This is a genomic window from Halomonas profundus (assembly GCF_020865425.1).
Taxonomy (GTDB): Bacteria; Pseudomonadota; Gammaproteobacteria; order Pseudomonadales; family Halomonadaceae; genus Vreelandella; species Vreelandella titanicae.
This window is the reverse complement of the sequence record NZ_CP086344.1, coordinates 5,048,383-5,069,808: the sequence shown is the minus strand read 5'-3', so window position 1 is coordinate 5,069,808 and position 21,426 is coordinate 5,048,383. Positions and strand designations below refer to the sequence as shown.

Here is a 21,426-nt window from a genome sequence, read left to right as displayed (position 1 = left end):
GAACTTAAGACATAGAACTTAGGAAATAGAACTTAGGAAATAGAACTTACTAAACAAATAGAACAGGAGTTAACACCATGAAATTGTCTTTGAAGAGCACCATTATCGGTACAGGAGCGTCGCTACTCGCCTCTACCGCGATGGCCCAGAATTTGACCCTGCAATCCGCTTTTCCCTTCAGTCTTGAGGTCATCGATACCTCAATACATCGCTTTGTCGAGGATGTGGCCACGGCGACCAACGGGGAGCTGACCTTCACCCCTTATGATGCTGGGTCCTTTTCACCCCCGTTCGAAATTCTGGAGAACGTCGGTAACGGCAGCCTGGACGCAGGTTGGTCGGCCGCCAGCTACTGGGCAGGTCAGATTCCGGCCGCCGCGCTGTTTCAAAGCATTCCCTTCGGCCCCGATGTGCCGAAGTACCTGTCCTGGCTATATGGCGGCGGCGGTCTCGAACTGTGGGAGGCGCTGTACGCACCCCATAATGTCGTACCGATTCCCTGCGGCAGCATGATCTCTGAAGCGGGCGGATGGTTCACCGAGGAAATCACCAGTGTTGAAGACCTCAATGGCATGAGCATGCGCATTAGTGGTCTGGGTGGCGAGGTGATTAGTCGCTTGGGAGTGTCGCCGGTTTCCATTCCTGCTGGCGAGACATTTCTCGGGCTTGATACGGGGCGCATTGGCGCCGCTGAACTCAGCTTTCCCACCATTGATACCAGTGCGGGCTTCTTTGAAGTTGCCAAGCACTACTACTTCCCTGGCTGGCATCAGCCCGGCAGCCTCAATGAACTGCTGGTTAACGCTGACGTATGGGCCGGATTGGCAGAAAGCCAGCGCTTGGCCGTGCGCAATGCCTGCAGTGATTTGAGCATTCGTATGTTTGCCCACGATATGCAGGCTCAATCCGCCGCCCTGGAAGAGTTTCGCAGCGCTGGAGTAACCGTTGAACGCTTCCCTGAAGAGGTGTTGGCTGCCTTGCAGTTGGCCACAGAGGAGGTGCTGGAAGAAGCGGCTCAGCGTGATAACGACTTTGCCGACGTCATTGCGTCGTATCAAAACTTTAGCGAGCGCTATGACGAGTACCGCGAGCTGACTGCTTTTTAACAGCCGCCAGCACATCAATCTAGTGCGGATGATGAGGATAGCTATGCCTACCGTTCACGTATACATGATGTCAGGAAGAACCTCGCAGCAAAAAGAAGCGCTGATCAGCGAGGTAACCGATGCCGTAGTGTCATCGATAAGCGCACCTAAAGAGAACGTTCGGGTGATTATCAGCGAGGTGCCCAAAAGTGAGTATGGGATAGGTGGCGTCACCGGTGAAAAACTAGGCCGCTGATACTTCTCTGCAAAAATAGTACAAGAGAGACAGTTCATGAGTATTGATACCAGAGATTTTAGAAACGCCCTGGGAAAGTTCGCCACTGGCGTAACAGTGATAACCACCCGTGATACGGGAGGTGAGCACTATGGCGTAACGGCAAGCAGCTTCAATGCCGTCTCCATGACACCGCCGCTGATTCTATGGAGCATCGATAAAAGCGCCTATAGCCTGGATGCCTACTGCCAGGCAGAGCACTTTGTGGTCAATGTACTGGGCAGTGATCAGGTGCCCATCTCTAACCGTTTCGCCCAGCGGGGTGAGAACAAGTTCCAGGGGATCGACCTTGAAGAGGGGGTTGGAGGCGGCGCACGAATAGTGGGCGCTGTGGCCCATTTTGAGTGCCGCACTTGGCAGGTATACGAAGGCGGAGACCACTTCATCATCGTCGGGGAGGTGCTGAAGTATGACTACCAGGATGGTCGTGGCGCTTTAGTCTTCCACAATGGGCGCTATGCCCTGCCTGAGCCTCATCCGATGACGATTCCTCAAGAGGAGGTCGAGACGGGAGAGGGGCTTCTGGGGCATCACTTTCTCTATCTGTTGCGTCAGTCCCTGTCTGCCTATCGTAAGGATTTCTATCCTCGCCTCGAGCACATGGGGGTGGACGAGAAGGAGTGGCGAGTGCTGACCCTGCTGCTTGATCGAGGAGCGCTGCCCCTTGAAACCATTGCCCAACGTGTTGCTCAGCCCATCGAAGACCTGAAGGACACTTTAAGCGGTCTGACCCGCCGGGGGCTGGTAAGTGACCGTGATGATAACGCCGCTACCGTTGCCCTGACGAATGAGGGAGGCGAGTTGGCGCGCAAGCTGCTGCAAATGGCGCGGGAGTATGAGCAGAAGGTATTTGAAGGCGTGAGCGAGGAGGAGATGAGCATTCTGAAAGGGGGACTTGAGCGTGTTATTGAGCAGCTAGGAACCCCCTGACGAGTCACGGCGAAGAGTAGAAAATAGCGCTACCACCGGAGGAAAATGATATGACGGAAGTGTCTGCAGCAGCGTTTCAACGACTTATGGATCGCGTCGATACCCTAGAGGCCGAGTCCGAAATTCGTCGGATTCAAACCCGATATATGTTTCTTTGTGACACCCCTATGCCGGAGTACGGTATCGAGAGCGACGAGCAGCGCATTAATCAAATCATGGCGCTCTATACTGAGGATGCGGTTTGGGAGGGGGTCGGTGAGTATTACGACGGTCAGTTTGGACGTCTAGTGGGCGCTACAGCTATTCGACGCCACTTCGAGAATTTCTGGGGGCAGAAAAAAGATCCTCAATTACTCCTGAATGTGCACTACCTGACCTCTGAACAGATTCACGTCAAGGGCAATACAGCGACTGGGCAGTGGGTGCACTGCCAGCCGTGGATTTTTTCTGATGGTAGCTCGCTTCTGCGTTCATCACGGCTTAATAACGCCTTTAGAAAGCAGGATGACGGACGCTGGTTAATTACCCGTACACGGACGGAAAATGTGTTTGTAGCCCCCTTGAAAGAGGGCTGGGCAACGGACTTTCCTGCTGCGTCGGTGTTAATGAAACCCTAAGGAGGAACCTAATGCTAGCCTCCATTGCTTCTCCAAGAATAGCCATCGTGGGTGCCGGCGCCATCGGTACTACCCTGGCGGCACGCCTTGCAGTGGCAGGGTATACCGTCAGCGTGTTGGCTCGGGGTGGCACGCTGGCGGCCATCAAGCGAAAGGGTGTCTGTCTCATTGATCAGCAGGGGCAACACACCGCCAACGTCATTACTGCGGATAATTGCGGCTCACTCGGTGAGCAAGACATCGTCTTTCTATGTACTAAAGCTCACTCTATACCCTCCCTGTTGCCACAACTACAACCGCTGTTCGGCCAACATACATGCTTGGTGCCCATGGTGAACGGTACGCCGTGGTGGTTACTCATGGATGCCGTGGAGCCTTGTGCCGCCAACACAGCCCCTATGGAAACCGTCCATATAAAAGCGGTAGACCCAGAAGGTGAGCTGGTTCGCTGCCTTCCTGCCAGCGCCATCATCGGATGCGTTGTCTATATTTCGGCACATCTGCAGGCTCCGGGCATTGCGATTTCAAATACCCCGCCCCGGCTGATTGTTGGCGATATAGTCGCCACGCCCGACGCCGCGAATAGTCGTATGGAAACACTTGTTAAGGTATTGGAAAACAGTGGCATCATGACGCGCCATACAGAGAGTATTAGAGATGCCGTATGGAACAAAATCGCTGCGAATTTGACGTCCAACCCCCTCTCGGTGATGACCGGTACCACGCTGGCACAGCTGTATAGCCACCCCTCGCTGCAAAAGGTCGTAAGCCAACTTTTTGAAGAAACGCGTCTTACTGCAAAAGCCTACGGCAGTCGCCTTGATATGAAGTTACAAGAACTTCTGGATCTTGGCGCCAGCATGGGCGCTGTCAAAACTTCCATGCTACAGGACTATCAACAGGGGCGAGCCCTTGAACTCGCGGCGATCGTCGAGGGAGTGATCGAACTGGCGGACAGGAGAAGTATTCCCGTCCCCACTATCAAGTCCATTCTCCACCTTACGCGATACTTTGAAGACAGCGCTCTTCGTCAGTCCCATGCCCACGGTGGCAAGGAGAATTCTTAGATGACTATCAAGCCGTTACCCATGCCGAACAACGTTCTCAAACCTGATCACTGCAGCGACGAGGAGTGGCAGCAGCGCCTTAAACTCGCCTACTGTTATCATCTCGTCGATTTCTTCGGCTGGACCGAAACCATTTTCAACCATATCTCTGCCCGAGTGCCGGGCTCAGACAATCACTATCTGGTTAATCCCTTCGGCCTTAACTACACGGAAGTGACACCGCTTAATCTGTTGAAGGTTGACCTGGACGGCAACAAGGTCGAGGCCTCTGAGTACAACGCCAATCCCGCTGGCTTTGCTCTGCATAGCGCTGTGCACGGGGCGCGGGAGGATATCCACTGCCTGCTACATACTCATACCATACCCATCTCGGCCATCGTGCAGAAGAAAAAGGGCTTTACCCACCACGATTTCTACGGTGCCCAGCTCTATGGCCGCGTGGGGTACCATGATTTCGAAGGCATCACGCTCTTCGCCGACGAGAAAACGCGCATGCTGGAGAGCCTGGGTAACAAGCACGTGCTGGTACTACGTAACCATGGGATCGCTGTGGGCGAGTCCTCGATTGAGAAGGCGCTGTTCCTACTGTGGACCGTCCAGCGGGCGGCGGAAAACCAGTGCGCAGCAGGAGCTTTGGGTGGCGAGGATGTGGAAATCGATACCTCAATTAGTCAGAAGTGTGCAGACCTCACTGCCGAGCTGATTCGCGAAAGCGGCTTCGCCAACGAGTTCTTTGTTGCCATGGTGCGCAAGCTTAAGTCCGAGCGTCCACTCCCTTTCTAATCCACGCCCTTTCTAAAAAAGACATGCAGATGGGCTGCCTGTTTGCCTCAGGGCTGACGATGGGCGGCCCACCGATCTATGCATGTTACTGCTGGTATTGCTCGATTAACGCCAACATGCGGTCGTAAAGTTCCTCTGCCGGTAGGCCCTGCGCCGCAACCTGCTCGATACGCTGCTCATTTAGCGGTTCGATACGCCCCGCCCAGCGCTTCTGCTCTTCTTCACTCAGGGTGACAACCTCCAAATCGTGGTTATCCTGCGCCCAGATGATGGCTTCGCGAACATGATTATCAAGATAGTGCCCGGCGTACTGAGAGGCTTCAGCGCCTAGCTCATCAATGACCTGTTGGACATCTTCCGGCAGCGACTCCCAGCGTTGGCGGCTCATTACTGCCAGCATCACAACATTGGAGAGAGGGTAGTCCACTATATAGTCGAGATAGCGGGCATACTGAAGATCCATCAGGGTTTCGCGGGAGGACGCTACCCCTTGAACAATGCCGGCCTGGAGCGCTTCGCCGGTTTCAGCTTGAGACATGCCAATCGGCACGGCCCCGAGTGTGCGCAGGGAGTCGGACTCGCCCGGCACACGAATTTCCAGGCCGGATAGATCCTCAAGCGTGCTCACCTGCTCTCGCGTCTGGAGATACCCCGGCTCGGAAGTAAATACAGTAATCACTTTGAAATCCTCAAGACCGAACTGCTCTTGGGGAAACTCGCGTACCAATTGGTAGGCAACTTGGCTGGCCACTTCAGAGTTAACATCGATACCGCTGAAGTCACCGATCAGGTTCAGTAACGGAAAGCGTGCAGGCTCGTAGGAGGTTGTCGTGAGGCCAATATCAGCGACGCCATTAAGTACGCCATCCAGCATGTTGCTGGCGGTGAGTAGGGTGCCACCTGGAAAGGTGTTGACGGCGACCTTCCCCTCAGTGCGTTTTTCAAGCTCATCGGCCCAGAACTGCATCTGTACACCGGGAAACGTCTGAGCGGGAGCAAAGAAAGCGTAATTGAGGTTGATATCACTAGCCAGGGTCGCTGAACTTAGCATCACACCCGCCACGAGACTGCTTAAACGCAGCAGTGAGGGTCGGTGCTGCAAAAGCGCGTTTTTTTTGTGCATGTTGATCGTCATGGGGAACATCCTCTCTTTTGTTGTTTGTTGAATGCCGGTCATGAAGGAGCGTATAAACATTCAGCATCACATGAAAAGTAAAGTAAATTGTTAAGTGAACCACTTCCATTTGAAAGCAATGCAAGTTGAGTTCCAGTCGTTTAAAAACACCTAAATTATTATTTACTTAACGCGAGTCGAAGGTTGCTATGTTGAGTCACGGTAACCCCGCATTTCGTCACTTCTTACTGGCAAAGCACCACTCAAGCGCACCTTGGTGAATAAAGTACATACCCTTGGTGCATTCACACTCACTACCCATTAGTTCGACGCCTCGAATAGTGGCTAATTACGCATATTCCCATAAATAAGGGGGGCTTTATCGACAGACGACCAGTTTTAGCGAGCCGCTATTAGTTAGTTGCGTTTTTTGAATATCGGTTGCGTATTGTGGATATCCGTCAGTAACCCGATGGCTATACCGTTTAACGACCCTGAAGGCGTTAACAAGAAACGGAGATAAGCATGAAAGTCAGCGTTATTGGCGGTGGACATGGCTGCTACGCCGCAGCAATCGAGATGGTGGAGAAAGGTTTCGACGTAACGTTGTGGCGGCGGGATGGCAATGCTCTGCAAGAGTTGCGTCAATTGGGCCATTTGGACCTTAAGGATGCGCAGGGTGAACGGCGTATTCAGATTGGTACTCACAAGGACCAACTATCTCTAACAGATAGCCTGGAGGAGGCGACGCAACAGGCGGAGCTGCTGATTGTGCCGTTACCCGCCACCTCCCATGACACTCTAGCCGACCAACTGGGGCCGTTACTACGGGATGATCAGGTGGTTTTTCTACCCCCAGGTACATTCGGCAGCTACCTGTTCCACCGAGCGATGCGAAAAGCAGGCAACGATAGTCAAGTGGCCTTCTGTGAAACGGGAACGCTGCCCTATTTGGCGCGTAAGCACGGTGCTAATAAGGTAGTCATTAGCGTTTATGCAACCCGGCTCCCTACCGGCGTCTTCCCCAGCGAACTGTCAGCACACGCCTTCTCTGTATTGCGGGAGGCCTACCCCAGCGTTGAACCCATCGAAGATGGCCTTAGTGGCGCCTTAATGAACGCTGGCCCTATTATCCATCCGCCTTTAATTATGATGAATGCGGGGCCGCTAGAGCATTTTGATGCCTGGGATATTCACAATGAAGGAACCCAGCCCTCTATCCGCAGCGTAACCACCGCGCTAGACAATGAACGTATCGCGGTACGCGAGAGGCTAGGTTATAAGCCCTCCCATTTTCCTCTTGCTAACCACTATGCCTACGAAGGAGAGGAGTGGATGTATGGTCGTGGCGCCCACGGCAAACTGACCGATAGTGGCGATTGGCGAGAAAACATCAATCTTCATAGCCATCGTTACATGCTGGAGGACACCCGAATGGGGCTCTCCTTCATCGTGTCGGTTGGCCGCTGGGCGGGGCAGCCCACGCCAGTGGCGGAGGGGCTTTTGAGCATTGCTTCGGCGATCACAGGCCAAAATCTCTATGCCCAAGGCCGAACGCTGGAAATGCTGGGATTGGATTCGCTTTCCCAGGGGCAGATGCACTCTTTATTGACGTATGGCATTCAGGCCTGACCTATCGATAGAGGAGACCGCATCATGCAGGACAACATTATCGTCTTGGGAGCAGGAAGAATGGGAGAAGGTATTGCCCTCTCATTCATTCTGGCTGGGAAGGAGGTCGTGCTGATCGACTTCAAGTCGCGCAGCCCTGAAGAGCGTCAGCACTATTATGAGCAGGCTCGCAGTCGGCTAGTGACGGAGCTCAAGTATCTTCAGGAGAAGCGGCTCATTCAGGAAGAGCAGATCGCTTCAATGGTGAAGCAGCTTCGTATCGTGGATGACCAGCAGGTGCAGATGTTGGCGGGAAGCCGTCTGGTTTTCGAGGCGCTGCCTGAAGTCAGCGAGATTAAGCAGCAAGGGCTGGCCTGGGCAAGCCGACATTTGGATAAAGAGGCTGTTATCGCCTCAACGACGTCCACTTTTCTGGTCACCGAACTTGCCTGCATGGTTAGCCATCCGGCCCGTTTTATGAACGCCCACTGGCTTAATCCTGCCCATTTGATGCCCTTAGTGGAGGTAAGCCGGGGCAAGGATACCGAGCAGCGTTATGTCGATGCGCTGTTCACGGTGCTTAAAGGGATAGGAAAAGTACCGGTGCTGTGCGAGGCGGCGCCGGGCTACATCATTCCCCGCCTGCAGGTGCTGCTCATGAATGAAGCCGCGCGTATGGTCGAGGAGGGCGTTGCCAGTGCCGAGGATATCGATGTGGCTATTCGAGTCGGGCTGGGGTTGCGCTATTCGGTGCTGGGAGTGCTGGAGTTCATCGATTGGGGCGGTGGCGATACGCTTTTCTACGCCTCCAACTACCTGTGCGACAAGCTGGATAACCGATTCAAGTCACCTGAGGTTATTACCCGGAATATGCAAGAGAAGCGTCGAGGCTTCCAAGATGGCGTGGGCTTCTTCGACTACTCAGGGGTCGATCTGTCGAACTACCGAAAGCAGCGCTCCGACGCTTTTCTAAAGCGTCTCGAGCTGCTTGACCTGATGCCAGCAGTCACTACCCGTTATTAATCCTTCACAGCCTATAAAGCGCCTATTGGAAACCATGCTGTTCCTGTAGGCCTTCGCCGAGGATAGTCATAATGAAAACGAGTACACAGGTGGGAACGTTAACGGTACTAATAGCTGCAATGGCGTTGGTGGGGTGTAGCGATGCACAGGAGGAGGTAGTCGATGAGCCTAGCGACGAGTCCCAAGTGATTACCCTCAGCTACGCTTTCTTTGCCCCTGCGCAGAGCTTTCCGGCCATTCAGATGGAGCACTGGGCGAAAGAGCTCAATGAACGTACCGATGGTCGTGTCGAGGTCGACCTCTTCCCCGGGGGCTCCTTACTCACGGCCAGCAATATGTACGATGGGGTGTTGAATGGTGTTGCGGATATAGGGCTTTCCGCCACCTCTTACGAGCCGGGCCGTTTTCCTCTGATCAACTTGGCCGGGAGTCTGACCGGCCAGGACGTCAATTCAGAAGTCGCCAGCCGCATGACTTACCAACTGATTCAAGAGTTTGGTGACCAGATGCCCGAACTCGAAGAGTTCAAGGTCATCACGGCCTTTACATCGGAGCCTGCTTATTTTCAAACCATTGAACCGATTCATCAACTGGAAGACCTGGAGGGGCTGGAAATAAGAATTTCCGGCGATAACTCCAGGGCGCTGGACGCACTGGGAGTAACAGCAGTAGGTATGTCGCAAGCCGATGCCGGTGAGGCACTTCAATCTGGCATTATCGATGGGTATGCGGCTTCCCGGGAAGTGCTAATGGATATGCAGTTCGCGCGTTTGGCTAAGTACGTGACCGACTATCCCTTAACTAACACCATTTTTGCGGCGCTGATGTCGCGAGAGAAGTGGGAGGCGCTCCCTGCTGATATACAGGCGGTGATCGAGGAGTTGGCGCCGGAGATGGCAACCTTCACCGGCCAATATCTCGATGAGCATATACAGCGTTCACTCGAGTGGGCGCAGCAGGAAGAGGGCGTTGAAGTAATAGCGCTTGACGATGATGAGGCTAGCCGTTGGGATGACCAGCTCGCGCCGGTCAATGAAACTATCTTGTCGGATGCAGAGCAACAGGGCCTGCCCGCGTACGCCTTTGCAGAAAGAATGCAGGAGCTGATCGAGGAATATCGTACCGAGGCTGAATAAAAAGAGCAGAGGTGACAGTAAGCTCAGGGCCAGACGTTGGCCAATTCGTTACCAGTAGTATGTTCGCGGTTTGACTGCAGTGTTTGCACTGGGGTCACCCCATAGACCTCCTTGTACTGTGCGGAGAAGTGGCCAGGGCTGTTGATGCCATGTTGCATGATGACATCGGTGACGCGATGACCGCGAGGGGCATCAAGCAGCGCCTGGTGCACACTCTTCATGCGTTGCTGAGTAAAATAGGCTTTGGGCGAGAGCCCAATAAATTGTTGGAAGCCGTACTGAAGCGTGCGCTTTGATACCCCCATCATCGAGGCCAGAGTATCGAGCTCGATACCCTGCTTGAGGTTCTGGTCTATATGGGTTTTGGCGTTTTTTACATAGTGTGGCAGAGGAGAGGGGGTGCCACTCAAGCGCTGACTGTAGTTATTCATGAACAGCCCCAGCAGGCTGTCATATAAGTAGTCTTCCATCAGCTTGATCTGCTGGCGCGGAGCATTTTGCTGGTGAAGAGAGTCGGTGAGACGGGCAAAATACTTGATGGTATCCAGAAGAAAGACCGTGCCGGGGTAATGCTCGGGAAAGTAGTGGTCAAAGATGATCGGAAGATCAATGCGCTGTTCAAGTCGACACGAAAGGCGTTGTTCCAACCGGTGGCGCGGTACTCGAACGATGATGTTATGGCAGTTCGGAGAAGTTTGAATGAGAGCGCGTTGACAGGGGGATGTGACAGTAACACCTCCCTGAATCATACTGACCTGACGGTCAGCGTATACGATGGTTCCCTGGCCTTCGAGAGTGATACGAAACAGGTAAACGTTTGACTCTTCGACGGGATCAATTTCGACATTGGCACCATATTGCAATTCGATAATGGCCAATTGGTCGAAGCTGACGGCACTCAAACGTGAGGCAAGTCGCGGGCCGTCAAATAAACGCATGCGATGTGGGCAGAGGTAGTGGGTGACATGCTCACGAATGACCTCTTGTGAATCGGTGCGCAGAATAGCGTGCTTCTGCAGCAGAAACGGTGTTGTACCCATGGTTCACCTCAACAATGCACCAAGCAGGTGATGGTTTTGGGGTGTGAAGCCGAGGCAATAGCGGCTGGGCCAGTAGATGGCACGCTCTATCTCTAGAAGCTCCCAGGCGCTTACACTCGAATGGATATATGCTAGAATAATCCACTATTTTTTTGGATGGCGCGCTTCTTATGGTCGACAAGGATGAATTATCGTCTTCCTTTTTTCCTCTTGCCGATGAATTTCGCTCGCGTGATTTTCCTTTTTATTGGGTCGCGAGGCTGAATGCTAAATACAGCGCTGATGTCGATACACTACTGAAACCACTCGGGCTCAGTTCGTCTAAGTGGCGCATTCTCATGATCCTACATGAACATGGGCGCCTTAGCATGTCGGATATATCAGTACACGCTGTTGCAAAATTGTCAACTATCACCAAAATTGTATACCGAATGCAAGAGTCGGGTTTGCTTAAAACAGAGGCCAGCCCGCAGGATGGTCGCGTCACTGAAGTAGAGCTTACCGAGGCGGGTGAGGCAAAGCTGGATATTGCGCGGCAAGTTACTAGCCGTCTGGTGGAAAAAGCCTTTGCCGATTTCAGTAAACAGGACATTGTGTATATCAATCAGTGCTTGAGTAGGATGTTTCATAACTTAAACGCGCTTTAAGGTCTAGAGGGACGCTGGAATTACTGCCATCGCGGCCAAAGTGCTTACATTTGCCCTATGGGCTATCTAATAGCCCTGCCCTTTCCTGAACTACTCCTTTTTATTCAAACTTCCGCTTAGCGCTTTTGCTTAAACGTCACGCGGGTAGTGAAATTGCCACGCTTTTCGCAGTAGCCCATCCATTAGTCGTAAACTATACGTCGTAATTAAGCAGGATATTCCCTATCCCTTGTGAAAGTCACGAATAGGTCAAGTACGAAAATAGCAGCTATTTTATAGTTAAATAACTGATTTTATTGACTATATAGAGTTCTCTGTATTCATGTCAATTTACTCAGTTAGGTATGTGCATCAACCTGAGAGGTATTGGCGACTCGGCCCATCAGTCGTAACACTCACCTGCACTGTTATTGCTATGCGGGTAAAACGATCATGTCGCAAACCACAGGGGCCGTTGAACAAGCGCCCTACGCTGAAACCTCTGCTTTCAAGCCAATCTCACTTGTAATGGGTATCGTCATTGGCTTGGGTGTTTTCTTCCTTTTGCCTGAAACGCTGGCCTTCAATGCTCGTCTAGTGGCGGGCATTGCTATGCTGATGGCCACCTGGTGGATGACAGAAGCGATACCTATTCCTGCCACGTCGCTGTTGCCGCTTGTACTGTTCCCTTTTTTCGATATTGCCTCGGTCGGTGAGACCGCCTCGCCCTATGCTCACAGCATTGTCTTTCTAGTATTGGGTGGCGTACTGCTGGGCTTGGCAACGCAACGCTGGAATTTACACCGCCGCTTCGCGCTACTGACGGTGCTCACCGTGGGTACTAAGCCGGCTCAAATCGTCTTCGGTTTGATGTTCGCTAGCTGGTTTATCACCATGTGGGTCAGCAATACCGCCACCGCAGTGATCATGGTGCCCATTGGAGGCTCGATCATTGCGCTAGTGAAGTCACTGGGTAACGGTGATGACACGCCCAAGTTTTCTGCCTCTGTGCTACTGGGCATTGCCTATGCCATCACCATTGGCTCCATGGCCACATTGATCGGCCAGCCGCCGATGGCGCTAATGCGCGCCTACATGGAAGACACCCACGGGCTTAGCATCGGATTTGGTCACTGGATGCTGGTGGGTGTGCCGTTCTCATTCACTATGCTAATGCTGGCTTGGTTTGTGCTTAACAAACTGGTGTTCCGCTCGGAAGTCGAGAGCATCCAGGGTGGCCGGGCGATGATTGAGGCAGAGCTCAAGGGGATGGGCCGACTATCGCCTGAGGAGTCACGTGTATTGATGGTTTTTGCCGGGGCAGTGTTCTGCTGGGTATTCCTGCCGTTAATCGCGAGAATTCCTGTCGTGCAGAGTGCACTGCCTTGGTTGGGTAACATCAACGATACCAGTGTGGCGATTCTCTCGGCGATTCTGATGTTTGTGATTCCTGCCTCTAATGGAAAAGGGGCGTTGCTGGATTGGTCGGCTACTCGTGACGTGCCCTGGGGGGTGCTGATTTTGTTTGGCGGTGGCCTAACACTCTCAGCCCAATTCACCGCCACTGGCTTGAGTGCGTGGGTTGGCGAGAGCGTCTCGGGATTATCGGGGTTACCTCCAATCCTGATCCTAGCCATCACGGCTATCGTCATTATCCTATTGACCGAGCTAACCAGTAACACGGCGACGGCGGCTGCCTTCTTCCCGATTATGGGATCTATTGCCGTGGGGCTGGGTATTGAACCTTTCCTGATGACCATCGTGGTTACCTTTGCCGTGAGCTGCGCCTTTATGTTGCCCGTGGCGACACCTTCCAATGCAGTGGCTTTCGCAACAGGGGATCTTCCAATCAAGAGCATGATCCGAGCAGGTATCTGGCTCAACGTCATCGGTTTGCTGGTGATTATGGTCGCGCTCTACACCATTGTCCCTTTGGTATTCGATGTCTCTTTCTAAAATGTGGTTGTCAACGTCATTGGTAGCGATTCGGATTTGACGCTGGTAACGATTCGCTCTATTTTGTTCGTAATACAAATTAGTGTTCGCAATATGAACAAAGAAAGGTTTCCATGTCTCAGCCCTGTATTATTTGTGTCGCTATCACCGGCAGCCTGCCGCGCAAAGAGAACAATCCTGCCGTGCCGATTACGGTTGAAGAGCAAATTGAAAGTACTCAGGCGGCGTTCGAGGCGGGAGCTAGCATTGCCCACTGCCATGTGCGCAACGATGACCAAACGCCTTCATCCGACCCGGAGAAGTTTGGTCGCCTAATGGAAGGGCTTAAGAAGCACTGCCCTGGCATGATTATTCAGCTCTCAACCGGCGGGCGCTCCGGCGCCGGTGAGGTGCGCGGCGGGATGCTGTCGCTGAAGCCTGATATGGCCAGTCTCTCGGTGGGCTCCAATAACTTCCCCAATCGTGTTTACGAGAATCCGCCGCAACTGGTGGAGTGGCTGGCCGATGAGATGCTCACGTATGGCATTAAGCCTGAAATTGAAGCGTTTGATCTGTCGCATATCCATCAGGCGGTGAGCCTTTCCAAGCAAGGTAAGCTAAAGACGCCGCTCTATGTTCAATTTGTGATGGGGGTTAAAAACGCGATGCCAGCGGACAAACCTACCTTTGATTTCTATATCGAGACGCTCAAGCGGCTAGCGCCGGATGCGCAGTGGTGCGGCGCAGGCGTCGGCGCCAATCAATACCTGCTTAACGAGTGGTCTATTGCTGCTGGTGGTCATACTCGGACTGGGCTTGAGGATAACGTTCGCCTGGACAGTAATACGCTGGCGCCCTCCAACGCCGCGCTGGTCGAGCGCACCGTAGCTCTCTGCGAAAGGTATGAGCGCCCAGTGGCAACCTGGCAGCAGGCCCGTGAGATGCTTGGGTTATAAACACTACAAAACCGGCAATAAAACCGCAGGAGTAAAGAGATGACCAATGTTACTGTCGTAGGTGAGGCACCTGAGATCGAGGAGATCAAACGCGTTGTGCAGCTATATGTCGATGGCTTTCAAGGCGGTAGTGAAAAGCTGGAGGAAGCGTTTCATAAGGATGCGTGGATTTTTGCTGTGGACGCTGATGGTAAGCTGGCGACTGATCTGATCAGCGACCGTTTCGAGCGCTGGGCGGCTAGCCACCGTAAAGTAAAGAGCCGCTTTATTGCCGTTACCCAGGCGGGAGAAGTCGCCAGCGTATTGCTAGGATTTGATAATAGCGACAACCTAGCGGATTCCTGGGTCGATGTGATTGCCTTGGTAAAGGTCGACGGCATCTGGAAAATTACCAATAAAACGGCAGCCCATAGCACCCGCGCCGCGTGGGCGAAGCCGAGCTCCTAGGCGTTAATGACACCTATTCAGAGAACAGAGAAAACATCAGCCCACGCAGCCAGCGGTTGCCTGGGTCTTGATGAAAGCGACGGTGCCAGAAAAGATTAATCGGGATTTCTGGGAACGTTAGGGGATGCTCGCGAATGACTAACCCGAAACGTGTTCGCGTTGCCTCGGCTAATTTATCGGTGACCGTCACCACTAGATCGCTGCTGCTGACGATATAGGGAACAGCTGCGAAATGCGGCAGTGTTAACCGAACTGGGCGCACAACCCCAGCGTGCGCAAGCTGCTCTTCGATAATGCCATGCCCGGTTCCCCGGGCAACCACCACAGCGTGATGCGCTGTGCGAAACGCCTCAAGGCTAAACTCCTCTGCAGCGAGCGGGTGATGCTCGCGCATTAAGCAAACGTAGCGTTGTACAAACAGTCGCTGCTGGTAGAAGCCTGCCCCTAATTGTGGGATCAGGCCAACTGCCAAATCTATCTCTCCCTCCTCCATCTCGTTTTTCAGGTCATTATGGTGGCTGCGCACGGTGTTGAGTGAAACCCCCGGCGCATGGCGTGAAAGATGTTGCAGCAGGCGTGGGAGAAAAACTATTTCACCGATATCGGTCATGTTGATATGGAAAGTGCGCTCACTCTTAGCGGGGTTGAAATCGTCGCATAGGTTCAGCGTGTCGTTCATTCGTGCCAACGCATCCGCAATGCCGGGGTGCAGTCGACTGGCACGGGGCGTAGGTTGCAGACCTTGCGACGTGCGCTCGAAAAGTTCGTCCTCCAGCAAGTGGCGTAAACGCTTCAGTGCATGGCTCACCGCCGGTTGGGTGATACCCAAGCGCAGCGCCACCCGTTGTGTATTTTGTTCTTGGTACAACAAGTCAAAAACAACCAGCAGATTCAGGTCAATGTTGGCAAGTTTCTCCATCACCTTGCGCCTCGCAACGTATTCCACAATAGTCGAATGCAGCCGTCAGAGAGGTTTTTAACTGGTTGATTCATATTGTTATTAGCGCCGTTTATAGTCTGAATGAAGGAAGCTGTGTGGTGGCAGTTGGCGCTTCCGAATAGCGTTAGGGGAGAGCATAACGCTCAACACATAACGAATAAGCCCCTGAGCAGAGTTAAATCATGGTAGCTAACAGCACAGTAGCAAATATACAGCCAAAACGTCTTTCGATTGGCGTCGTAGGTGGTGGCATCGGAGGGGTGGCCTTCGCCGTCGCGTTGTCCCGTGATAGTCAGCTTGATGTTCAGCTTTTCGAAGCGGCTCCTCAGTTCTCAGAGATTGGTGCGGGTGTCTCCTTTGGCCCCAATGCGGTAAAAGCCATTCAGCTATTGGGGTTGGAAGACGCGTATCAGCGTATTGCCGACTCCTCACCAGCGCCCTTTGAGGATGTTTGGTTTGAATGGCGGCGTGGTAGTGATGATGGTTACTTAACCGCCAGTTTAGCCCCTGGCGTTGGCCAATCCTCGGTGCATCGTGCCGATTTTCTTGATGCGATTGTTGCCAATCTGCCTGAGGGTATCGCCCACTTCGGCAAACTCTGTATAGACGTTAAGCAAGACGCCGACAGCGCCACCGCCAGCTTCGATGATGGCACTCACTTTACTGGTGATGTGATCATCGGCTTTGACGGCATTAAGTCGGCGGTGCGCCCCCATGTGCTACCCCCGGAGCAGTACGGCGAAATTACTCCGTTCTGGAGTGGCACTTACGCTTATCGCGGCATGATTCCCACCAGGGATCTAGAGGCTGCTCTAAAGGCTAAAGGCAGCGAGAGGCGCTTGGCATTGGTGCCTCAGATGTATCTTGGCAAAGATCGCCATATTCTGACCTTCCCGGTTAAGCAGTCCCAACTCGTTAACGTCGTGGCCTTCATTACGGATCGTTCGATACCGAACCCTAAACTGCCCGAAGGCGAAGAGTGGGTTCAAGCCGTCAGCCAGGAGGAAATGCTAGAAGTATTTGAAGGTTGGAGTCCGGCTTGCCAAGCCATTCTTGAATGCATTCCTGAGCCAACGCGCTGGGCGCTGCATGAGTTACCTGAGCTTGCCCGCTACCAACGCGACCGCGTACTGATCGTTGGCGACGCCGCCCATGCATTAGTGCCTCACCAGGGGGCGGGGGCCGGTCAGGCGCTGGAGGACGCCTATGTGCTGGCGACTCTGCTGGCGGATGCCAGTTGCCGTAGCAACAACGTGAGTACTGTGTTGTCTGCCTTTGAACAAGTACGCCATAGCCGTACCTGCAAAGTGCAGCGTACCTCCCATGAGGCGGGCGATGTCTACGAATATGCAGGAGAGGGCATCGGCGACGATGAAGCCGAGCTAATTAACAATCTTGAAAGTCGCTTCGAGTGGCTCTGGAATCATGACCCGCACGATGATGTGATTGCCGCTAAAAATAGCTTGAAGTTTGAAGCAAGCGAGAACTGGGGGTAAGCCAAAAGCTACCCATTTAAAGCAATAACTTCTTTTATAAAGACGAACTACAACAAAGAGTGCAACGATGAAAACAAATAATACAACACTGACGTCGTTACTTGGAGCAGGCTTTTTGCTGGCAGGGCAACTTGCGATGGCTGAAGATGGCGAGCCTGTAAAGCTGGGGTTAATGTTGCCCTATACGGGTACCTACACGGCACTGGGCGAGGCTATTACCAATGGTTTGAAACTCGCTATTGAGCAGAATAGTGGACAGCTTGGAGGGCGTGAAGTCGAGTATGTCCAGCTTGACTCCGAGGCCAATCCCTCCAAGGCCCCCCAGAATATGAGCCGATTAGTTAACAGTGACGAGGTCGACTTTGTTATTGGCCCTGTCCACTCAGGTGTGGCTATGGGGATGCTTCGCGTTGCCAAGCAAACCGGCGCTATTACCATTATTCCCAATGCTGGTTTGGGGGCGGCAGCGAACGAACTTTGCATGCCCAATGTCTTTCGTACTTCGCATAACATGTGGCAGGACAGTTATCCCATGGGGAAAGTAGCCTATGATCGCGGTCACCGTGAGATGGTAACGATTACCTGGGATTATGCCGGTGGTAAAGAGGATATTGCTGCTTTTGAGGAAGCATTTACTGAAGCCGGTGGTGAGATTGTTGAGCAAATTCTGGTTCCTTTTCCCAGCACTGAGTTTCAAAGTTATTTGACGCAAATTGCCAGCCTCAACCCCGACGCGGTTTATACGTTCTTCGCGGGTGGAGGGGGTGTCAGCTTTGTGCGTGACTACTCTGCAGCCGGACTTAAGGATAATATTCCCCTGTTGGGCTCTGGCTTTATGACCGAAGGTAATTTGGCAGCATTGGGGGGCGCGGGCGAGGGAGTGTTGACGACGCTACACTACGCGGAAACGCTGGAGAGTGAAGACAATCAGAGCTTCGTAGCTGCTTATCAAGAGGCTTACGGCGAGATGCCTGATGCCTATGCCGTGCATGGGTATGACACGGGTGCCATGCTCATACAAGCGCTTGATGCAGTAGAAGGTGCTACCACTGACCGCGATGCACTCATTGACGCACTCGCTGCCGTTGAGCTGCAGAGCCCACGTGGGCCATTGAGCTTCTCCAAGTCCCACCACCCGATACAAAATATCTACCTGCGTGAGATCCGCGATGGTCGGCACCAGGTATTATCGGTAGCGCATGAGCTACTCGAGTCACCAGATGCTGATTGCCAGATGTAAGTGAGTTTTAAGAGAATTAGCGCCTCTTATTGTTGGCAGTATGACTAAATCGTGTGACTAGCGTCGTGCTGCCTTTCCTTTCCTTTACGCCTCATGCCTCAATGATGTGTTTTATTCTTTTGTCGTAAAAGAGATAGTCACCCAGCTGGCTGTGGCGTGGGGGCAAGTATGCCGCCACCTTAATAGTTAGTCGCAGATATTATGTACTCACCGTGTTGCTATGCCTTACCTATCATTACACCGCTCATTTATGGGTAAACCGCCGTTAAAACGCCACCGTATTTAACAATCTATTGATTAATATAGAAAATTACAGAATGTGAGTAGAGCTGGAGAAGCTGAACAGAGGGCGAGGTGGTTAAATCAAGGTAGTTACCCGCTAAAAAACAAGCAGTCATCTCCCTGTGTTGATACCTCCTCGGTATGGCTAAGCACCTAAACAATATTGGTTCCCTCTTCCTCGCGCAATCAAACTGACATCAAGTCAACGATTGCCAGACGCTGGAGCCTGCATGTCAACCGTCATTCAACATATTGAGACACTACTGGTCGATTTACCGACCATTCGTCCTCACAAACTTTCCATGACCACCATGGCCTGCCAAACCATGGTCATTGTACGCATGCGCCACTCTGATGGTATCGAAGGGCTCGGCGAAGGCACCACGATTGGTGGCCTCGCTTATGGCCCGGAAAGCCCGGAGAGCATTAAGCGCAATATTGATACCTACCTAGCACCGTTACTGATTGGTCAGCCCTCTCATAATGCCCATCAGCTGCGCGCCCGGCTCAATCGACACGCCCGCGGCAATATGATCGCCAAGTCAGCGCTAGAAACCGCGTTATTAGACGCCCAGGGCAAGCGTTTGGGCTTGAGTATCGCTGACCTTCTTGGTGGCGCTCATCAACAGCACTTACCCGTGCTTTGGACGTTGGCCAGCGGCGATACCGCCAAAGATATCGATGAGGCGCTGCTGCGTTTAGAGCAGCGTCGCCATTGCGACTTCAAACTTAAAATTGGCGCTAATCCGCTTGATCAGGACGTGCGTCATGTGGCGGCGATTAAAGAGGCGCTGGGTGACCGTGCCAGTGTGCGCGTTGATGTTAATCAGGCCTGGGATGAGTCGACTGCGGTGCGGGGTATTCAGGCGCTGCAGGATGCCGGTATTGAGTTAATCGAGCAGCCCATTGCTGCCCGTGAACACGCCGGTCTAGTTCGTTTGGCTAACCGCTTCAATGTGCCAATGCTGGCTGACGAGGCCGTGCAGGATGCCCGCGACGGGCTTGATCTCGTGTGCGGTGGCTTCAGTGGTGCCTTTGCGCTGAAGATTGCCAAATCCGGCGGTATTCACGGCGTGCTGGAACTGGCTCATGTGGCGCAAGCGGCCGGAGTTGGCCTCTATGGCGGCACACTGCTAGAGGGCACCATTGGCACCGCTGCCTCTTTACACACCTGGGCGACGCTGCCCGAGATGGCCTGGGGCACGGAAATGTTCGGCCCGCTGCTGCTGAAAGACGACATCGTCGCTGAACCCCTCAACTACACCGAGTTTGGGGTGGAAGTACCTCAAGGGGTGGGACTGGGGGTCACCTTAGATGAAGATAAATTGAATCACTACTCGCGTAAATAAACGCCACGGTAAATAGAGCCATCGTTTGCGTTCGCCCGCGATCCAATAGGAGAGACGTATGCTGTTTCAAGTAGAGATGACCGTTAAGTTGCCGACCGATATGCCAGCCGAGCAAGCGGCGAAGATTAAGGCGACTGAAAAAGCGTATTCCCAAGACCTGCAGCGTCAGGGTAAATGGCGTCACTTGTGGCGGGTAGCGGGCAGCTACTCGAATGTCAGTATTTTTGATGTGGAAGACAACGCTGAGCTGCAGGAAGTCGTCAGTAACCTGCCGCTATTCCCCTATATGGAGATCAGCGTCAAACCGCTGTGTCGTCACCCCTCTTCGGTGCGCGACGACGACAGCTAATTATCTACGTATCACGCCAGATTATATTACTAAAACAACACCCTATAACAAACAGAGGGTTTCACCATGACCGTAAAGATATTCGATACTCCCGAAGTCCAAGACTTTGTCAAAACCGTGGCCGGCTTTGATCAGTCAGGCGGCAATGACCGCGCCAAGCAGATCGTTCATCGCCTGGTGGGCGACCTGTTCAAGCTGATCGATGATTTCGATGTCACCGAGGAAGAGTATTGGGCGGGCGTTAACCTGCTTAATGCCCTGGGTAGCCAGACCCAGTTCGGGTTGCTCTCGCCCGGTCTCGGCTTTGACCACTTCCTCGATATGCGCCAGGACGCCATCGATGCCGAAGCCAAGCGCACCGGCGGCACCCCGCGTACCATTGAAGGCCCGCTCTACGTGGCCGGTGCCCCGGAAGCGGAAGGCTTCGCCCGCATGGACGACGGCAGTGACCCCGATGCCGAGGTGATGTGGCTGACCGGTCAGGTGCGCGATGTCGACGGTACCCCGATCCCTGGCGCCAAAGTTGAAATCTGGCACTGCAACTCCAAGGGCGGCTACTCGTTCTTTGATCCCTCCCAGGACGAGTACAACATGCGCCGCACGATCTACGCAGACAGCGACGGCCGCTACACCGCGCGCAGCATTATTCCCTCCGGCTACGGCGTACCCGAAGGCGCCCCCACCGATGTGGTGCTCAAGTCACTGGGCCGTCACGGCGAACGCCCGGCGCATATTCACTACTTCGTCTCCGCTCCCGGCCATCAGCACCTGACCACCCAGATCAACCTGGCGGGCGACCCCTACACCTTTGATGACTTTGCCTTTGCCACCCGCGAAGAGCTGGTCGTCCCCGCCGAGCGGATCGAAGACCCGGCCGAGATCGCCAAGCGTGACCTGGAGGGCCCGTTCTCCCACGTCGTGTTCGATGTGGCGCTGGCCCCCGTCGAGGCGCCCGAACTACAGGTGCGTCACGCCCGCCCGCGGGCCAAAGAGAACGAACAGGACCTGGCCAGCCAGCTTGCCGGTACCGCCAAGGTTTAAAAGCCCCATGACCTCGCGCTGACGATTGCCTGTCGACCACCGTCTGGCGCGTCAGCGCCTACTA

Annotated in this window: 21 protein-coding genes; 18 read left to right on the top strand and 3 right to left on the bottom strand. The window is 53.5% G+C overall.

Annotated elements, in window-relative coordinates; translation table 11 throughout:
• The first annotated feature begins 77 nt into the window (after positions 1-77).
• The 6 genes from LMS44_RS23085 to LMS44_RS23060 are packed head-to-tail and all read left to right on the top strand — an operon-like array spanning position 78 to position 4,777.
• Positions 78-1,106 carry a TRAP transporter substrate-binding protein gene (locus LMS44_RS23085; RefSeq protein WP_041157357.1) on the top strand — a complete coding sequence of 343 codons (1,029 nt, stop codon included), beginning with the start codon at positions 78-80 and terminating at the stop codon, positions 1,104-1,106.
• A gap of 43 nt (positions 1,107-1,149) precedes the next feature.
• Positions 1,150-1,341 (top strand): 2-hydroxymuconate tautomerase, encoded by a 192-nt coding sequence (gene thmT / locus LMS44_RS23080; RefSeq protein WP_035565068.1) that lies wholly within the window; start codon positions 1,150-1,152, stop codon positions 1,339-1,341.
• Between the two features lie 36 nt (positions 1,342-1,377).
• Complete coding sequence (locus LMS44_RS23075) at positions 1,378-2,310, top strand: flavin reductase (RefSeq protein WP_041157356.1); 933 nt, start codon at positions 1,378-1,380, stop codon at positions 2,308-2,310.
• A gap of 50 nt (positions 2,311-2,360) precedes the next feature.
• Entirely contained in the window at positions 2,361-2,927 is a 567-nt protein-coding gene (locus LMS44_RS23070; protein ID WP_041157355.1) for a nuclear transport factor 2 family protein, read from the top strand.
• Between the two features lie 11 nt (positions 2,928-2,938).
• Positions 2,939-3,994, top strand: coding sequence for a ketopantoate reductase family protein (locus LMS44_RS23065; RefSeq protein ID WP_041157354.1), 1,056 nt, complete (start codon positions 2,939-2,941; stop codon positions 3,992-3,994).
• A complete protein-coding gene (locus LMS44_RS23060) occupies positions 3,995-4,777 on the top strand; it encodes a class II aldolase/adducin family protein (protein WP_089691332.1) in 783 nt (260 codons plus the stop codon).
• Between the two features lie 85 nt (positions 4,778-4,862).
• Here the strand turns inward: LMS44_RS23060 and LMS44_RS23055 are convergent, their stop codons facing one another.
• Positions 4,863-5,912: a TRAP transporter substrate-binding protein gene (locus tag LMS44_RS23055; RefSeq protein ID WP_052475472.1), complete on the bottom strand. Its 1,050-nt coding sequence runs from the start codon at positions 5,910-5,912 to the stop codon at positions 4,863-4,865.
• Between the two features lie 504 nt (positions 5,913-6,416).
• On the opposite strand from LMS44_RS23055, the gene LMS44_RS23050 reads away from it, so the two are divergent.
• The 3 genes from LMS44_RS23050 (at position 6,417) to LMS44_RS23040 (ending at position 9,661) form a co-directional block, all read left to right on the top strand.
• Entirely contained in the window at positions 6,417-7,523 is a 1,107-nt protein-coding gene (locus LMS44_RS23050; RefSeq protein WP_041157353.1) for an NAD/NADP-dependent octopine/nopaline dehydrogenase family protein, read from the top strand.
• 24 nt (positions 7,524-7,547) lie between these two features.
• A complete protein-coding gene (locus LMS44_RS23045; protein WP_041157352.1) occupies positions 7,548-8,525 on the top strand; it encodes a 3-hydroxybutyryl-CoA dehydrogenase in 978 nt (325 codons plus the stop codon).
• 71 nt (positions 8,526-8,596) lie between these two features.
• Positions 8,597-9,661 (top strand): TRAP transporter substrate-binding protein, encoded by a 1,065-nt coding sequence (locus LMS44_RS23040; protein WP_041157351.1) that lies wholly within the window; start codon positions 8,597-8,599, stop codon positions 9,659-9,661.
• Positions 9,662-9,684: 23 nt separating this feature from the next.
• On the opposite strand, the gene LMS44_RS23035 is transcribed toward LMS44_RS23040, so the two are convergent.
• On the bottom strand, positions 9,685-10,701 hold the full coding sequence (locus LMS44_RS23035; RefSeq protein WP_041157350.1) for an AraC family transcriptional regulator: 1,017 nt from the start codon (positions 10,699-10,701) through the stop codon (positions 9,685-9,687).
• Between the two features lie 170 nt (positions 10,702-10,871).
• Between LMS44_RS23035 and LMS44_RS23030 the strand changes: the two genes are divergently transcribed.
• From LMS44_RS23030 to LMS44_RS23015, 4 genes are all read left to right on the top strand, one after another.
• On the top strand, positions 10,872-11,348 hold the full coding sequence (locus tag LMS44_RS23030; protein ID WP_041157349.1) for a MarR family winged helix-turn-helix transcriptional regulator: 477 nt from the start codon (positions 10,872-10,874) through the stop codon (positions 11,346-11,348).
• Between the two features lie 432 nt (positions 11,349-11,780).
• Positions 11,781-13,283, top strand: coding sequence for an SLC13 family permease (locus tag LMS44_RS23025; RefSeq protein ID WP_041157348.1), 1,503 nt, complete (start codon positions 11,781-11,783; stop codon positions 13,281-13,283).
• 113 nt (positions 13,284-13,396) lie between these two features.
• Positions 13,397-14,218, top strand: a complete 822-nt coding sequence (locus LMS44_RS23020) for a 3-oxoadipate:acetyl-CoA acetyltransferase (protein ID WP_041157347.1) — start codon at positions 13,397-13,399, stop codon at positions 14,216-14,218.
• A gap of 39 nt (positions 14,219-14,257) precedes the next feature.
• Positions 14,258-14,665, top strand: a complete 408-nt coding sequence (locus tag LMS44_RS23015; RefSeq protein WP_041157346.1) for a nuclear transport factor 2 family protein — start codon at positions 14,258-14,260, stop codon at positions 14,663-14,665.
• 13 nt (positions 14,666-14,678) lie between these two features.
• On the opposite strand, the gene LMS44_RS23010 is transcribed toward LMS44_RS23015, so the two are convergent.
• Entirely contained in the window at positions 14,679-15,584 is a 906-nt protein-coding gene (locus LMS44_RS23010) for a LysR family transcriptional regulator (RefSeq protein WP_041157345.1), read from the bottom strand.
• A gap of 203 nt (positions 15,585-15,787) precedes the next feature.
• Here LMS44_RS23010 and salA point away from each other — a divergent pair, with 203 nt between their 5' ends.
• The 5 genes from salA to catA all read left to right on the top strand — a co-directional run bounded on the left by salA (position 15,788) and on the right by catA (position 21,362).
• The gene (gene salA / locus LMS44_RS23005) at positions 15,788-17,101 is read left to right on the top strand and encodes a salicylate 1-monooxygenase (protein WP_052475471.1); all 1,314 of its coding nucleotides are present in this window, start codon (positions 15,788-15,790) and stop codon (positions 17,099-17,101) included.
• Between the two features lie 67 nt (positions 17,102-17,168).
• Positions 17,169-18,341, top strand: coding sequence for an ABC transporter substrate-binding protein (locus LMS44_RS23000; protein WP_498946517.1), 1,173 nt, complete (start codon positions 17,169-17,171; stop codon positions 18,339-18,341).
• A 512-nt stretch (positions 18,342-18,853) separates the two neighbouring features.
• Entirely contained in the window at positions 18,854-19,972 is a 1,119-nt protein-coding gene (locus LMS44_RS22995; RefSeq protein ID WP_041157343.1) for a muconate/chloromuconate family cycloisomerase, read from the top strand.
• A 58-nt stretch (positions 19,973-20,030) separates the two neighbouring features.
• The gene (catC, locus tag LMS44_RS22990; RefSeq protein WP_041157342.1) at positions 20,031-20,321 is read left to right on the top strand and encodes a muconolactone Delta-isomerase; all 291 of its coding nucleotides are present in this window, start codon (positions 20,031-20,033) and stop codon (positions 20,319-20,321) included.
• Positions 20,322-20,387: 66 nt separating this feature from the next.
• Positions 20,388-21,362, top strand: coding sequence for a catechol 1,2-dioxygenase (catA, locus tag LMS44_RS22985; protein WP_041157341.1), 975 nt, complete (start codon positions 20,388-20,390; stop codon positions 21,360-21,362).
• Positions 21,363-21,426: the final 64 nt, after the last annotated feature.

Bases quoted from the DNA above. Each gene is read 5' to 3' on its own strand.
- LMS44_RS23085 (WP_041157357.1), top strand. From the start codon at position 78: ATGAAATTGTCTTTGAAGAGCACCATTATCGGTACAGGAGCGTCGCTA.
- thmT (WP_035565068.1), top strand. From the start codon at position 1,150: ATGCCTACCGTTCACGTATACATGATGTCAGGAAGAACCTCGCAGCAA.
- LMS44_RS23075 (WP_041157356.1), top strand. From the start codon at position 1,378: ATGAGTATTGATACCAGAGATTTTAGAAACGCCCTGGGAAAGTTCGCC.
- LMS44_RS23070 (WP_041157355.1), top strand. From the start codon at position 2,361: ATGACGGAAGTGTCTGCAGCAGCGTTTCAACGACTTATGGATCGCGTC.
- LMS44_RS23065 (WP_041157354.1), top strand. From the start codon at position 2,939: ATGCTAGCCTCCATTGCTTCTCCAAGAATAGCCATCGTGGGTGCCGGC.
- LMS44_RS23060 (WP_089691332.1), top strand. From the start codon at position 3,995: ATGACTATCAAGCCGTTACCCATGCCGAACAACGTTCTCAAACCTGAT.
- LMS44_RS23055 (WP_052475472.1), bottom strand. From the start codon at position 5,912: ATGACGATCAACATGCACAAAAAAAACGCGCTTTTGCAGCACCGACCC.
- LMS44_RS23050 (WP_041157353.1), top strand. From the start codon at position 6,417: ATGAAAGTCAGCGTTATTGGCGGTGGACATGGCTGCTACGCCGCAGCA.
- LMS44_RS23045 (WP_041157352.1), top strand. From the start codon at position 7,548: ATGCAGGACAACATTATCGTCTTGGGAGCAGGAAGAATGGGAGAAGGT.
- LMS44_RS23040 (WP_041157351.1), top strand. From the start codon at position 8,597: ATGAAAACGAGTACACAGGTGGGAACGTTAACGGTACTAATAGCTGCA.
- LMS44_RS23035 (WP_041157350.1), bottom strand. From the start codon at position 10,701: ATGGGTACAACACCGTTTCTGCTGCAGAAGCACGCTATTCTGCGCACC.
- LMS44_RS23030 (WP_041157349.1), top strand. From the start codon at position 10,872: ATGGTCGACAAGGATGAATTATCGTCTTCCTTTTTTCCTCTTGCCGAT.
- LMS44_RS23025 (WP_041157348.1), top strand. From the start codon at position 11,781: ATGTCGCAAACCACAGGGGCCGTTGAACAAGCGCCCTACGCTGAAACC.
- LMS44_RS23020 (WP_041157347.1), top strand. From the start codon at position 13,397: ATGTCTCAGCCCTGTATTATTTGTGTCGCTATCACCGGCAGCCTGCCG.
- LMS44_RS23015 (WP_041157346.1), top strand. From the start codon at position 14,258: ATGACCAATGTTACTGTCGTAGGTGAGGCACCTGAGATCGAGGAGATC.
- LMS44_RS23010 (WP_041157345.1), bottom strand. From the start codon at position 15,584: ATGGAGAAACTTGCCAACATTGACCTGAATCTGCTGGTTGTTTTTGAC.
- salA (WP_052475471.1), top strand. From the start codon at position 15,788: ATGGTAGCTAACAGCACAGTAGCAAATATACAGCCAAAACGTCTTTCG.
- LMS44_RS23000 (WP_498946517.1), top strand. From the start codon at position 17,169: ATGAAAACAAATAATACAACACTGACGTCGTTACTTGGAGCAGGCTTT.
- LMS44_RS22995 (WP_041157343.1), top strand. From the start codon at position 18,854: ATGTCAACCGTCATTCAACATATTGAGACACTACTGGTCGATTTACCG.
- catC (WP_041157342.1), top strand. From the start codon at position 20,031: ATGCTGTTTCAAGTAGAGATGACCGTTAAGTTGCCGACCGATATGCCA.
- catA (WP_041157341.1), top strand. From the start codon at position 20,388: ATGACCGTAAAGATATTCGATACTCCCGAAGTCCAAGACTTTGTCAAA.